We start from the raw sequence: 13,483 nt of genomic DNA on the forward strand, positions 1-13,483 counted from the left end.
CCCCCTGAAGAAAGGCACTTCGATGACCCGCTCACCCCTGGACTTCTACGCCGACCCGGACTCCGGGGCCTGGGAGGAGATCGGCTTCGACCCCTACCCGGCGGGTCGGCCGCCCGTCGACGTCCCCCTGGTGCGGCGCCCGCCGGCCCGGGCACTGCGCGACCTGCGCGACCGCTACGACGCGATCGTGGTGGGCAGCGGGGCCGGAGGCGGCGTCGCCGCGTTCGTGCTGGCACGAAGCGGGGCGTCGGTCCTCGTGGTGGAGCGCGGTTCGTGGTTCGGCGCGCGCGACCTGGCGGCCGACCACGTCCGCAACCACCGGTTCTTCTTCGGCGGAGACCTCGACACGCCTTCCGGGCACCCGCGTGCCGTGCCCGGCGACGACGGCGAGGCGGCCGTGGAGTACGACGACCTGCGCTACCACCACAACGCGATCACCGTGGGCGGCGGTACCAGGTTCTTCGGCGCGCAGGCGTGGCGGTTCCTGCCCGACGACTTCCGGATGGCGTCGCTGTACGGCGTCCCCGAGGGATCGGCGCTCGCGGACTGGCCGATCACCTACGACGACCTCGAACCGTTCTACGACCAGGTCGAATGGGAACTGGGCGTGGCCGGCCGCGCCCACTCCGGAGAAGGGCCCCGCAGCCGCGACTACCCGATGGCGCCGTTCCCGCCGACCGCCGAGGCCGCTGTGCTCGCCGCCGGAGCCGAGACGCTCGGCTGGCCGAGCGGAGCGGTCCCGCTGCTGCTGAACACCGAGCCCCGAAACGGCCGGGCCGCGTGCATCCGCTGCGGGCAGTGCGTCGGCTTCATCTGCCCCGTCGACGCACGCAACGGCACCCACAGCACCGTCCTGCCCCGCGCCCTCGAGTTGGGCGCCGACCTGATCACCGAAGCGCAGGTCATCCGGATCTCCGACGACGGCGAGGTCGAGATCGCCGCCGGTGGAACCTCCCGCACCCTGCGCGCCGGGCGGATCGTCCTGGCCGGCGGCGCGGTCGAGACACCCCGCCTGCTCCAGCTCAGCGGCCTGGGCAACGACTGGGTCGGCGACTGCCTCCAAGGCCACCTGTACGCCAACGTGTTCGGCATGTTCGACGCCGACGTGCACGACGGCCTCGGCCCCGGACCCTCCGTCGCGACCCGGCACTTCTCCCACGGCAACGACGGCGTCGTCGGCGGCGGCCTGCTCGGCCACGACTTCGTGAAGATCCCCACCATGCACTACGCCCTGGGCCTGCCCGCGGGCGTCGACCGGGCCGGACCCGACGCGCGCCGCGCCCTGGCCGAGAGCTACCGGCGCACCATCAACATCCAGGGCCCGGTCCATGAGGTGCCGACCCGCGACGCGCGCGTCCGGCTCGCCTCCACCGTCACCGACCGCCTGGGGCTCCCCGTCGCCCGGCTCGAAGGCCTCCAGCATCCCGAGGACCTGCGCACCTGCGACTTCCTGTCCGCCCGGGCCGAGGAATGGCTGCACGCGTCCGGCGCCGTCCGCACCTGGCGGATGGGCGCGGCGAGCAGAGGACTGTCCGGCGGCCAGCACCAGGCCGGCACCGCACGCATGTCCGACTCTCCCCGCCACGGCGCCACCGACCCCAACGGCAGGCTCTGGGGAACCGACCGCGTCCACATCGCCGACGCCAGCCTCCACGTCACCAACGGCGGCGCCAACCCCGTCCTGACCGTCATGGCCCTCGCCTGGCGCACCGCCGCCCACGCGGTCGCCGCCGGGTGACCGGCCGATCCGGCTCCGGTCCAGCGGGTCGGGCCGGGTTGGGCAGGGGGCGTTACGCATCCGTTACCTGGACTTCTCTTGTCGCCCGCGGGCCCCTGCCGTTTACTTATGCGCATTGCTAATTCGCTTTAGTAGAGTTCACCTGCGGTGTCCGGCACCGAGAACGAGAAGGAGCAGCCGTGGCTTTCCCCGAAGGCTTCCTGTGGGGTTCGGCGACCGCGGCCCACCAGGTCGAAGGCAACAACACCACCAGCGACTTCTGGGCGCTGGAGCACACTCCCGGCTTGCGCTTCGCCGAGCCCAGCGGGGACGCCGGCGACCACTACCGGCTGTACCGCCAGGACATCGCGCTGCTCAAGGAGCTGGGCCTTGCCGGTTACCGCTTCTCCATCGAGTGGGCGCGGGTCGAGCCCGAGGACGACTTCTCCTCCCGGTCGGCGATCGCGCACTACCGGGACGTGCTGGAGGCCTGCCGGGATCGAGCAGGCGCCCGTCGGCGTGAAGCCGCCGAGCGGCGGTGGGCCGAGTCCTTCGACGGCTTTCTGTCGGCGATGCAGGGCGACGACTTCCTCGGCGTGCAGAACTACAGCCGGGTCCTGGTCGGCCCGGACGGCGCTCTGCCGCACCCCGAGGAGATGGGATACGAGTTCTACCCGCAGGCGCTGGAGAACGTCCTGCGCCGTGCGGCCTCGGCGGGCCTGCCGATGTTCGTCACCGAGAACGGCATCGCCACCGACGACGACACCCGGCGGGCGGAGTTCATCCGCCTGGCGCTGGAAGGCGTGGAGCGCTGCCTGGCCGACGGCCTCGACGTGCGCGGCTACTACCACTGGTCCGCGCTGGACAACTTCGAGTGGATGCTCGGCTACAAGCCCACGTTCGGTCTCATCGCCGTCGACCGCCGCACCCAGCAGCGCACCGTCAAGAACAGCGCCCGTTACCTGGGAGCCGTCGCCCGGCGCAACGCACTGCCCTGACACCGGGCCGGGGCGGCTCCGTCCCCTTCCCGCAAGCCCTTTGAAAGACCCCTCTCGCGCACGTCGCGCGAACGCCCGAAGACGAGGCCGACATGACCCTCTCCCCACCCGAACCGCCGACCGGCGGACCGCTTCTCGACGGCTCCCACGGAGCCGGCGTGCCCGCGGACAAGGCGGTGAAGACCTCCGGCGGCCTGCCCGAGGTGGGGACCTCCTACATCTGGCTGATGGTCTGCGCCCAGTTCGGCGTGTTCATGGCGTTCGTGACGCCGATCGCGATCTCGCTGGCGATCAAGGTCGAGCAGCTGGCCCCCGCCCATGAGGAGTACCTCGGCTATATCACCGGCGCGGGCGGCATCACCGCGGTGCTGGCCGCCCCGCTGTTCGGGATGCTCAGCGACCGGACCCGCAGCCGGCTCGGCCGGCGCCGCCCGTACCTGATCGCCATGACGGCTGTCGGCCTCGGCGCGCTGCCGGTGATGGCCCTGGCGCCGAGCATCCCCGTGCTCGGCCTCGGCTGGGTCCTGGCCCAGCTGGGCTGGGGGACGGTCCTGTCGCTCCTGACCGCCTCGCAGGCCGACCGGCTGCCCGAGTCCCAGCGCGGCAAGGTCTCCGGCATGGTCGGCGTCGTCCAGCAGCTCGCGCCCATCGCTGGCGCCCTGCTCGGAGGCGGCCTCGCGGGAAGCCACCTCCTGCTGTTCCTGGTGCCGGGAGCGGTCGGCGTGGTGGCGATGGTGCTCTTCATCTGCTTCGTGAGCGAGCCCGACAACCGCCGGGCGACCCTGTCCTTCGAGCCGCTGACCCCGCGCTCCCTGGCGCGCACCTACGTCTTCGACCCGCGGCGAAGCCCCGACTTCGCCTGGAACTGGCTCGGCAAGTTCCTGTTCATGTCCGGTCTGACCTTCAACACCACCTTCACCGCCTTCTTCCTGGCCGACCGCATGGACACCACCGTCGAGGAGGTGGCGGGCACGGTCGCGCTCCTGGCCGGCGGCGGCATCGTGGCCACCATGCTCGGCGCGCTGGGCGGCGGCCTGCTGTCGGACCGGCTGCACCGGCGCCGCGTCTTCGTGCTGGTCGGCGGTTGCGTGTACGCCGCCGGGGCCGTCCTCATGGCGCTGGCCCCCGACCTCCCGCTGATCGTGGCCGGAGCGGCCCTGGGCAACCTCGGCCTTGGCGTCTTCGCCGCCGTGGACCAGGCGCTCATGCTGGACGTCCTGCCCGAACGGGAGACCGGGGCCGGCCGCTACACCGGCATCTACAACTTCTCCACTTCCATTCCGCAGGGACTCGCACCCCTCGTCGCACCGGCCTTCCTGCTGATCGGCGCGAGTGAAGGCGAGAAGAACTACACCCTGCTCTACTTCGCGGCCGCGGCCCTGACCCTGCTGGGCGGCCTCGTGATCGCCCAGCGCATCAAGTCCGTCCGCTGAACCCGGCGCACTCCGCCACGAGCGGGAGAAGCGACGAGCAGGCACGAGGAGCCCGAGGGGAAGAGATGGGGGAAGGCAAAGGCCCGCGTCCGGTCGTCATGGAGGACGTGGCGGAGTTGGCCGGTGTCTCCGCCATGACGGTCTCCCGGGTGCTCAACTCGCCCGGGAAGGTGCGCGCCGCCACCCGCGCCAAGGTGCTGGCCGCGGTCCGCGTGCTGGACTACCGGCCGAACGCGGCGGCTCGTGTCCTGGCGACGGGCCGCTCAGGGGTGCTGGGAGTGGTCAGCTTCGACACCACGCTCCACGGGCCGGCCTCCACGGTCCACGGCATCGAGCGAGCCGCCCGGGAGCACGGCCACCTCGTGAGCATCGTCAGCCTGGGCACGCTGAACCGCAGGTCCATCGGCGAGGGAGTGGAGCGGCTGCGCGGGCAGTCGGTCTTCGGCGCCGTCATCGTGGCCCCGCACGAGTCGGCAGCCGAGGCGCTGGGCGGACTTCCTTCGGACCTGCCGGTCGTCGTGGTCGGCGCCGACGACGGGCTGCCCTTCCCGCTGGCGGCCGTCGACCAGGGAGCAGGGGCGGCGCGGGTCACCCGCCATCTGCTCAGCCTCGGACATGAGACGGTCTGGCACCTGGCGGGCCCGGACGAGTGGGTCGACGCCCGCAGCCGGGTCGCCGGATGGCGCGAGACCCTGGAGGCCGGCGGGCACGCAGTCCCCGAGCGCCTGGTGGGGGACTGGTCGGCCGGGTCGGGCTACGACCTGGGCCGCGAGATCGCCCGCGACCCGTCCGTCACGGCGGTGTTCGCCGCCAACGACGCCATGGCCCTGGGCCTGCTGCGCGCGCTGCGTGAGGCGGGCCGTCGGGTCCCAGAGGACGTCAGCGTCGCCGGTTTCGACGACGTCCCCGAGTCCGCCTTCTTCGCCCCGCCGCTCACCACCGTCCGCCAGAACTTCGGTGAGGTAGGGCGCCGCGCCTTCGCGCTCCTGATGGAGCGCGTCGGCGGGGGCGACGCCCGTGCCCGCAAGGCGGTCGAGCCGGAGCTCATCGTCCGGGAGAGTACGGCGGTCCGCCGCCCCTGACCTCGCCCCGGAGCTTCCCCGATCCGCTGCCCGCCAGGAATGTTAACGCTAACAAAGGAGCCGCATGATGGCACTTCCCGATGATCCGCTCATCTCGCTCCGCGCGGAGCTCACCGTCCTGCACCGGACCCTGGTGGAGGCGGAGCTCGTCGTGTGGACGGCGGGGAACGTCTCCGCCCGGGTGGGCGGCGACCGCTTCCTGATCAAGCCGAGCGGCGTGCCCTACGCGGACCTGACTCCCCAGAGCATGGTGCTGTGCGACCTCGACGGTCACCCCGTCGAGGAGGGCGCGCTCAAGCCCTCGAGCGACGTCTACGCTCACGCCTACGTGTACCGCCACCGCCCGGACGTCGGGGGAGTGGTGCACACGCACTCGACGTACGCGACGGCATGGGCGGCGCGGGACGAGGCCGTCCCATGTGTGCTGACGGCGATGGCGGACGAGTTCGGCGGTGAGATCCCGGTGGGTCCGTTCGCCCTGATCGGCGGCGAGGAGATCGGCAAGGGCATCGTCGAGACCCTGGAGAGCCACCGCAGCCCGGCGGTGCTGCTGCGCAACCACGGCGTCTTCGCGATCGGTGCCTCGCCTCGTGCCGCGGTGAAGGCCGCGGTGATGTGCGAGGACGTCGCCCGCACCGTCCACGTGTCCCGCCAGCTCGGCGAGCCCCTGCCGCTGGCCCCCTCGGACGTGGACCACCTCTACGACCGCTACCAGAACGCCTACGGTCAGTGACCGGCACGAAAGAGACAGAGGAGAAGACCATGCCGTCGACCCAGCGTGAGGTCTGGTTCGTCACGGGCAGCCAGGGCCTGTACGGCGAGGACACGCTGCGCCAGGTCGCCGAGCAGTCCCAGGAGATCGCTGCACGGCTCGGTGAGGATCTGCCGGTGCGGGTGAAGTGGCTGCCGGTGCTGACCGATGCCGCCGCGATCCGCCGGGTCTGCCTGGAGGCCAATGCCGATGACTCCTGCGTCGGGCTGATCGCCTGGATGCACACCTTCTCTCCGGCGAAGATGTGGATCGCCGGGATGGACGCGCTGGCCAAGCCGCTGCTGCACCTGCACACGCAGGCCAACGTCGAGCTGCCCTGGGCGTCCATCGACATGGACTTCATGAACCTCAACCAGGCCGCCCACGGCGACCGGGAGTTCGGGTTCATCCAGACCCGCCTGGGCGTCGCCCGCAAGACCGTCGCCGGACACGTCTCCGATCCGTCGGTCGCCTCCCGGGTGGCAGGCTGGCTCAGAGCCGCCCTTGGACGGGCGGAGCTGCGCAGCCTGCGACTGGCGCGGTTCGGCGACAACATGCGGGACGTCGCCGTCACCGAGGGCGACAAGGTCGAGGCGCAACTGCGCTTCGGCGTGAGCGTGAACACCTACGGCGTCAACGACCTCGTCGAGATGGTCGACGCCGTCGCCGACACGGAGATCGACGGACTCGTCACCGAGTACGAGGACCTCTACACCGTCGTCCCCGGGCTGCGCCGCGGCGGTGAGCGCCACGAGTCCCTGCGGTACGGCGCCCGCATCGAGCTCGGCCTGCGCGCCTTCCTCACCGAAGGCGGCTTCAAGGCGTTCACCACGAACTTCGAGGACCTCGGCGGGCTGCGCCAGCTGCCCGGCTTGGCCGTCCAGCGGTTGATGGCCGACGGCTACGGTTTCGGCGGTGAGGGCGACTGGAAGACCGCCACCCTGCTGCGGACCCTCAAGGCCGCCGCAGACGGGCTCGAGGGCGGTACCTCCTTCATGGAGGACTACACCTACCACCTGGCCCCCGGCAGCGAGCTGATCCTCGGCGCCCACATGCTGGAGGTCTGCCCGAGCATCGCAGCCGCGCGCCCGTCCCTGGAGATCCATCCCCTCGGCATCGGCGGCCGGGAGGACCCGGTGCGGCTGGTGTTCGACGCCGAGCCCGGCCCGGCCGTCGTCATCGGCCTGGCCGACCTGGGGGAGCGGTTCCGGCTGGTGGCCAACGAGATCGAGGTCGTCCCGCCGCTGGAGCCCCTGCCGAGGCTGCCCGTCGCACGCGCCGTGTGGAGGCCGCTGCCGGACCTGCGCACCTCCACCGAGGCCTGGCTGACCGCCGGCGGCCCGCACCACACCGTCCTGACCCGGGCGCTGGACACCGAGATCCTCACCGACCTGGCCGACATGCTCGGCGTGGAGCTGCTGACCGTCGACGCCGCCACGGACCTGCGCCGCTTCACCCAGGAGATCCGCTGGAACCAGGCCTACCACCGACTCGCCCAGGGCTTCTGACCCCCGTCGCCCCCAGGAGACTTTCATGACCGCACAGCAGTACGTGATCGGTGTCGACTTCGGCACCCTGTCCGGCCGCGCCGTCGTCGTCAGGGTCGGCGACGGCGCCGAACTCGGCACCGCCGTCCACGAATACGCCCACGGCGTCATCGACCGCGCCCTGCCCGACGGCACCCCGCTCGGCCCCGACTGGGCGCTGCAGTCCCCCGACGACTGGGTCGACGTGCTGCGCAACGCGGTGCCCGAGGCGGTGTCGGCGGCGGGGATCGACCCCTCCCAGGTCATCGGGATCGGCACCGACTTCACCGCCTGTACGATCCTGCCCGCCACCCGCGACGGCATCCCGTTGTCCGCGCTGTTCCCCTCCCGGCCGCACGCCTGGCCCAAACTGTGGAAGCACCACGCCGCCCAGAGGCACGCCGACCGCATCAACGCGCTGGCCGCCGCACGCGGCGAGACCTGGCTGCCCCGCTACGGCGGCAGGATCTCCTCTGAGTGGGCTTTCGCGAAGGGCCTCCAGCTCCTGGAAGAGGACCACGAACTGTACTCGCGGGCCGACCGCTGGATCGAGGCCGCCGACTGGATCGTCTGGCGGCTCACCGGTGTCGAGACCCGCAACGTCTGCACCGCCGGCTACAAGGCGATCCACCAGGACGGCGGGTATCCGTCACGTGAGTTCCTGGCCGCCCTCGACCCCGGCTTCGTGTCGTTCACCGACAAGCTCGGCCACGACCTCGCCCCTCTCGGCGGGCTCGCAGGCACGCTCACCGCGGAGGCGGCCGCGTGGACCGGCCTGTCCGAGGGCGTCGCGGTGTCCATCGGGAACGTCGACGCCCATGTCACCGCCGCCGCGGCCGACGCGGTGCGCCCCGGGCAGATGGTGGCGATCATGGGTACCTCCACCTGCCACATCATGCCGTCCGACCGGTTCGCCGAGGTCCCCGGCATGTGCGGCGCCGTCAGGGACGGCATCGTCCCCGGCCTGTGGGGATACGAAGCCGGCCAGTCGGGGGTCGGTGACATCTTCGCCTGGTTCCTCGACACCGGTGTGCCGACCTCCTATCAGGCCGCCGCGGGCGGGGCGGGGCTGAGCCTGCATGAGTACCTGACCGGACTCGCCGAAGCCCAGGCCGTCGGAGAGCACGGTCTGATCGCGTTGGACTGGCACAGCGGCAACCGCTCGGTCCTCGTCGACCACGACCTTTCCGGCCTGATCGTCGGCCAGACCCTCACCACCCGTCCCGAGGACGTGTACCGCGCCCTCATCGAGGCCACTGCGTTCGGCGCCCGTGTCATCGTGGAGGCCTTCGAGACCGCGGGAGTACCGGTCGAGGAGTTCGTCGTCGCCGGGGGCCTGACCAAGAACACCTTCCTCATGCAGACCTACGCCGACGTCCTGCGCCGCCCCCTGTCGGTCATCCGCTCCCAGCAGGGCCCCGCCCTCGGCTCTGCCGTCCACGCCGCCGTCGCTGCGGGCGCCTACCCCGACATCACCACCGCCGCCGCGGCCATGGGCGGCCGGGACATCGCCGCCTACCGCCCCGACCCGGACCGCGCCGACGCCTACGATGAGCTCTACGCCCTGTTCATCCGCCTTCATCACCAGTTCGCCGACGGCGCGGTCATGCACCGCCTCCGTGAGATCCGCAACACGGCGTCCGCCGTGACGAAGAAAGAGAGCCCGGCCCTGTGAACAGAACTCCGAAATTCCGCTGGGGTGTGATCGGTCCGGGTGAGATCGCGACCGGGTTCGCCGAGGCGATGAAGTGGGTCGACGACGGGGAGATCGTCGCGGTGGCGTCGCGTTCGGCCGAACGGGCCGAGGCCTTCGGCGACCGGTTCGGCATCCCGGCCCGGTACGGCGACTACGCCTCGCTGGCCGCCGATCCCGACGTGGACGTCGTCTACGTGGCCACTCCGCAGTCCCGGCACTGCCAGGACACCCTCGACCTCCTGCGGGCGGGCAAGCACGTCCTGTGCGAGAAGCCGTTCGCGATGGACGCCGATGAGGCGCGGAAGATGGCCGAGGAGGCGCGGAACCGCGGCCTGTTCCTGATGGAGGCGATCTGGAGCCGGTTCCTGCCGGCCTACCGGTCGCTGGCCGAGGTGCTCGCCGAAGGGCGGATCGGCGATCCGCTGCTGGTGGAGGCGGACTTCGGGTTCCGGATGCCGGTGCGGCCCGACCACCGCCTGTTCGATCCCGCTCTGGGCGGCGGTGCCCTGCTGGACCTGGGCATCTACCCCGTCCAGCTCTGCTCGCTAGTCCTGGGCGAGGTCGAGCGCGTGACCACCGACGGCGTCATCGGCTCCACCGGTGTCGACGAGCAGGTCGCCGCCCTGCTGCGGCACTCCGGCGGCGGGCTCGGGGTGGTCAAGGCCGCGATCCGCACCGGCATGGCGTGCACGGCCCGCATCTCCGGCACCGACGGGTGGATCGACCTGCCGGCGTTCATGCACTGCCCCGACGCCCTGACCGTCACCACCCGGGCCGGCGCCGAGCACATCGACGGCTCCTACGAGGGCAACGGCCTGCGTTTCGAGATCGCCGAGGTGCACCGCTGCCTGACCCGGAGCCTCACGGAGAGCCCGGTGATCACACTGGACGAGACCATCGCCCTGGCCACCACCCTCGATGCCATCCGGGCCGGGATCGAGTAGCAACCGACCGACCAGTGGCGATAGCGGCCATGATCACGGGCCTTTAGCGCCACACAGCGTTCCATCCCCGCTCGATAGCGAGCGGAGCACCTGCTCCAGGCCTCGTGCTTTGAGAAGTGGCCCTTGAGGGGAGACCGGGAGAAACCGTTCCCACGGTTTCTCCCGGTCTCCTGGTTGTTGCGTTTCGGCGTCTGCCGGCCTGAGTCCTTGAGCGCGGCGGTTTGGGGGTGGTGGCATGGGCGGCATGGGTGCTGGACGGCAGGTATGGGTGCTGTGGGCCGCAGTGCTGTTGGTCGGCGTCGCCACGGTAGCGGTAGGGGCACGGTCGTGGCCGTGGGAGAAAGGCGATGTCGATCCGGCCGCGATATCGGTGGGGCTGACGACCTTGGTGAGCGCGGTCGTGGTGGCGCGGTGGCAGGTTGGCCGGTCTGAGCGGCTGACCCCGGTGGACACCGGCAAATGGGCCGACCACCTCGCCAAGGCCGTGTACGCTGCCGAGACCCGCCAGCGCCAGCAGCTGCTCGCCGGCCACCCCGAACCCATCGACCTGGAATTCGTCTTCACCCCCGCACCCGCCCACGACGCGATCGGCGCCGACCCGGCAGGGACCCTGTCGGGGATCGCCGACTACTTCGACCGGTTGAAGCCGCAGCGGCTGGTCATCACCGGCGAGCCCGGTTCGGGTAAGACCGTGACCGCGATCCAGCTGATCCTGCTGCTCCTCGACCCGGCCCGCAGACAGCCGGGCGGGCCGGTGCCGGTACGGGTCTCGGCCGCGGGCTGGAATCCCGCCGGCGGCGTCCATGCCTGGCTCGCCCGGCGGCTGGTCGCGGACTACAAGATGCACCCGCGCAACGCCCGCCTCCTGGTCGACGCCGGGCTCATCTTGCCGGTCATCGACGGGCTGGACGAGATGGACCACGCCGACACCTCCGCCTCCCACGCCGCCGAAGCACTCCGCGCTCTGAACGACTACCAGCACGGCACCGGCCGCGCCCGGATCGTGGTCACTTGCCGTACGGGGCGCTACGACGCCCTGTCCGACGCCAAAGCGTTCGCCCAAGGTGCCGCCCGCATCGCCCTCCAACCCCTGAACGCGGCCCAGGCCGAAGACTTCCTCGACGACATCGTCGTCGGCACCGACCGGCCCCGATGGCAGCCCGTCCTCGAGGCCCTCACCCAGCCTGGCCACCCCTTGGCCCAAGCGCTGTCGACGCCATGGAGATTCACCCTCGCCACCACCGTCTACACCCGACACGACCGCGACGCAGGCGACCGCGATCCCCGCGACCTCCTCGCCCTGTCCGACGCCGCCCAGGTCAGCGACCACCTCCTGGCCCGCTACATCCCCGCCACCTGCAAAACCGCCCCCGGCCGGTACGACCCCGACCAGGTACACCGATACCTTGCCCGCCTGGCCCGCTACCTCAACGACAACACCACCCGGCCCCCGCTCTACGGCCGCACCCTCTCAAGCACCGACCTGATCCTGTACGAGCTGTGGCCCCTGGCAGGTTGGCTTCCTCGCTACCTGGTCACGGGTCTTATTCTCCTCCTGCCGCTCTGGTTTTTCGTGGGTGCGATACTCGGCGACCCCTACTTGGCCGATAACCCCTGGATGCTCTGGCTCTCCCCTGTGGTGGCGGCAGCGCTAGCGGCCGCCATCTGGGAGGCAGATCCTTGGCCTGAGCCGTCCCGGCTGGACTGGAGCCGGCTCGCAACCCGGGAAGGACTCCGCGCCCTGGCGTTCGACTTCGGGGTCGGCCTCGCGGGTGGACTCGCACCCGGGTTCGTATGGGCCATATTCGCAGGCTGGACGGCGCTCGTGCTCACGGTCGCGTGCGGGATCTCGTACGGGCTCATGAAAGGGCTTGTGAGCGGCCTTTGGGAGCCTGGCGACGGAAGCGGCGTCAATCCGCGTGAACTCATCCGAAACGACTTCCTGGGATGGTTCACGCTCGGACTCATGGGCGGGCTCGCGTTCGGGCTCACGCTCGGACTCGCGTTCGGCCCCAGGTCCGGGCTCGTGAACGGACTCTCGGCGGCGTTCCTCCTCTGGTTCCTGAGCGTGATCGGATTCGAAACCCGGATCACGGGCGGTGCTGCGACCACGCGATATCTGATGCTGCTGCTATGCACGCGAGGCAGACTTCCCTGGCGGCTCAGCCGGTTCCTGCACTGGTGCTACCAGGCCGGCCTGGTCCGCATCTCCGGAGTGGCCTACCAGTTCCGCCACCATGAACTCCAGGACTACCTGGCCTCACATCCCCTTCCCCTGATCACCCCGCCACAACAACCAGTGGCGTAATCAGTCCACCCGATCAGGAGACGTCACCGTCGAACCCGCCGACGACCACACCGTCGTGCGCATCCGCTACCGCACCGTGTTCGGCGACCCCGTCGAACACCACCGGCTGATCAGCGCCACCGGACCCGCCCACGTCACCGCATCGCAACCACTGCACTTCACCGCCACCCGACACACCCCCGAACAGCTGGAGAACACCGACCACTGGTGGAAACTCCCCACCACCCGCACGCCCCTGAACCACCCGGCCAGGGGACCGGTGCGGGGCGGCCGGGGGACCGCCCCGCACCGGCCGGGGTACGGACTCGCGGTCTCGTCGAACTCCTCCTGGACCACCGAGTACTGCAGCCGGGCCGTCCACGGGCAACGGTGGCATCGCCGGATTCACGTCGCCGCCGACACCTCAGGCGCGCGGGCCCGCGCCGTGCAGCAGGGTGTCGATGATGCGGGCCGCGAGGACGTCCGGGTCGGCGCCGTCCGCGTTGCCGTGCAGGGACTCACCGATGAGCGCGTAGTAGACCCGGCGCACCCAGTCGAGGTCGGCCGCTTCGTCGATGAGCCTGTCGGCCTGGGCCCGCTTCAGAACGTCGGTGCAGCGGCGGGCGATGTCCTGGTGGAGGGCGGCGGCCTCGCCGTCCGGGTCCGCCGGCAGTCCCAGGGCGAACGCCCAGGCGCTCTTGACCTGGAGCACGTTGGCCGTGATCCGGTGCATCGCCACCAGCGGCGGCGCGGTGTCCGGCCTGCCGTCATCCACCGCCTGGGCGAGCTGGCGGGCCGCGGACGACGCCAGCGCCTCGATCAGCGCCTGCCGGTTGGCGAACCGCCGGTGGATCGTCGTCCGGGCCACTCCCGCGGCCGCGGCGATCTGCTCCATGGAGGCGCCGGGGTCCTCGGCGAGCACCCGTTCGGCCGCCTCGAGGACCGCGCGCACGCTGCGCTCCGCGTCCGCCCGCAACGATCGTGCCGCTGTCTCGCCCATCTTGCCTCCCGTTAGACCACTTACTCAGGAACACAATACAACCCGGATG

Annotated in this window: 10 protein-coding genes; 9 read left to right on the forward strand and 1 reads right to left on the reverse strand. The window is 71.1% G+C overall.

What is annotated here, in order from left to right:
* The first annotated feature begins 22 nt into the window (after nt 1-22).
* The 9 genes from C2865_RS25450 to C2865_RS25490 all read left to right on the forward strand — a co-directional run bounded on the left by C2865_RS25450 (nt 23) and on the right by C2865_RS25490 (nt 12,455).
* The gene (locus C2865_RS25450) at nt 23-1,738 is read left to right on the forward strand and encodes a GMC oxidoreductase (RefSeq protein WP_106401073.1); all 1,716 of its coding nucleotides are present in this window, start codon (nt 23-25) and stop codon (nt 1,736-1,738) included.
* Between the two features lie 179 nt (nt 1,739-1,917).
* A complete protein-coding gene (locus C2865_RS25455) occupies nt 1,918-2,715 on the forward strand; it encodes a family 1 glycosylhydrolase (protein ID WP_106401074.1) in 798 nt (265 codons plus the stop codon).
* Nucleotides 2,716-2,807: 92 nt separating this feature from the next.
* Nucleotides 2,808-4,148 (forward strand): MFS transporter, encoded by a 1,341-nt coding sequence (locus C2865_RS25460; protein ID WP_198653586.1) that lies wholly within the window; start codon nt 2,808-2,810, stop codon nt 4,146-4,148.
* Between the two features lie 65 nt (nt 4,149-4,213).
* A complete protein-coding gene (locus tag C2865_RS25465; RefSeq protein ID WP_106401075.1) occupies nt 4,214-5,230 on the forward strand; it encodes a LacI family DNA-binding transcriptional regulator in 1,017 nt (338 codons plus the stop codon).
* A 67-nt stretch (nt 5,231-5,297) separates the two neighbouring features.
* Entirely contained in the window at nt 5,298-5,963 is a 666-nt protein-coding gene (locus tag C2865_RS25470; protein WP_232835807.1) for an L-ribulose-5-phosphate 4-epimerase, read from the forward strand.
* A 29-nt stretch (nt 5,964-5,992) separates the two neighbouring features.
* Nucleotides 5,993-7,489: an L-arabinose isomerase gene (araA, locus tag C2865_RS25475; RefSeq protein ID WP_106401077.1), complete on the forward strand. Its 1,497-nt coding sequence runs from the start codon at nt 5,993-5,995 to the stop codon at nt 7,487-7,489.
* Nucleotides 7,490-7,514: 25 nt separating this feature from the next.
* Complete coding sequence (araB, locus tag C2865_RS25480) at nt 7,515-9,182, forward strand: ribulokinase (protein WP_106401078.1); 1,668 nt, start codon at nt 7,515-7,517, stop codon at nt 9,180-9,182.
* A 26-nt stretch (nt 9,183-9,208) separates the two neighbouring features.
* Entirely contained in the window at nt 9,209-10,147 is a 939-nt protein-coding gene (locus C2865_RS25485) for a Gfo/Idh/MocA family protein (protein ID WP_198653587.1), read from the forward strand.
* A gap of 244 nt (nt 10,148-10,391) precedes the next feature.
* Nucleotides 10,392-12,455: an NACHT domain-containing protein gene (locus tag C2865_RS25490; protein WP_157963911.1), complete on the forward strand. Its 2,064-nt coding sequence runs from the start codon at nt 10,392-10,394 to the stop codon at nt 12,453-12,455.
* 403 nt (nt 12,456-12,858) lie between these two features.
* Here the strand turns inward: C2865_RS25490 and C2865_RS25500 are convergent, their stop codons facing one another.
* Nucleotides 12,859-13,434, reverse strand: a complete 576-nt coding sequence (locus C2865_RS25500) for a TetR/AcrR family transcriptional regulator (protein WP_106401082.1) — start codon at nt 13,432-13,434, stop codon at nt 12,859-12,861.
* Nucleotides 13,435-13,483 lie beyond the last annotated feature (49 nt).

This window comes from Actinocorallia populi, assembly GCF_002995495.1.
In the GTDB taxonomy this organism is placed as follows: Bacteria; Actinomycetota; Actinomycetes; order Streptosporangiales; family Streptosporangiaceae; genus Actinocorallia; species Actinocorallia populi.

Bases quoted from the DNA above. Each gene is read 5' to 3' on its own strand.
- C2865_RS25450 (WP_106401073.1), top strand. From the start codon at position 23: ATGACCCGCTCACCCCTGGACTTCTACGCCGACCCGGACTCCGGGGCC.
- C2865_RS25460 (WP_198653586.1), top strand. From the start codon at position 2,808: ATGACCCTCTCCCCACCCGAACCGCCGACCGGCGGACCGCTTCTCGAC.
- C2865_RS25465 (WP_106401075.1), top strand. From the start codon at position 4,214: ATGGGGGAAGGCAAAGGCCCGCGTCCGGTCGTCATGGAGGACGTGGCG.
- C2865_RS25470 (WP_232835807.1), top strand. From the start codon at position 5,298: ATGGCACTTCCCGATGATCCGCTCATCTCGCTCCGCGCGGAGCTCACC.
- araA (WP_106401077.1), top strand. From the start codon at position 5,993: ATGCCGTCGACCCAGCGTGAGGTCTGGTTCGTCACGGGCAGCCAGGGC.
- araB (WP_106401078.1), top strand. From the start codon at position 7,515: ATGACCGCACAGCAGTACGTGATCGGTGTCGACTTCGGCACCCTGTCC.
- C2865_RS25490 (WP_157963911.1), top strand. From the start codon at position 10,392: ATGGGTGCTGGACGGCAGGTATGGGTGCTGTGGGCCGCAGTGCTGTTG.
- C2865_RS25500 (WP_106401082.1), bottom strand. From the start codon at position 13,434: ATGGGCGAGACAGCGGCACGATCGTTGCGGGCGGACGCGGAGCGCAGC.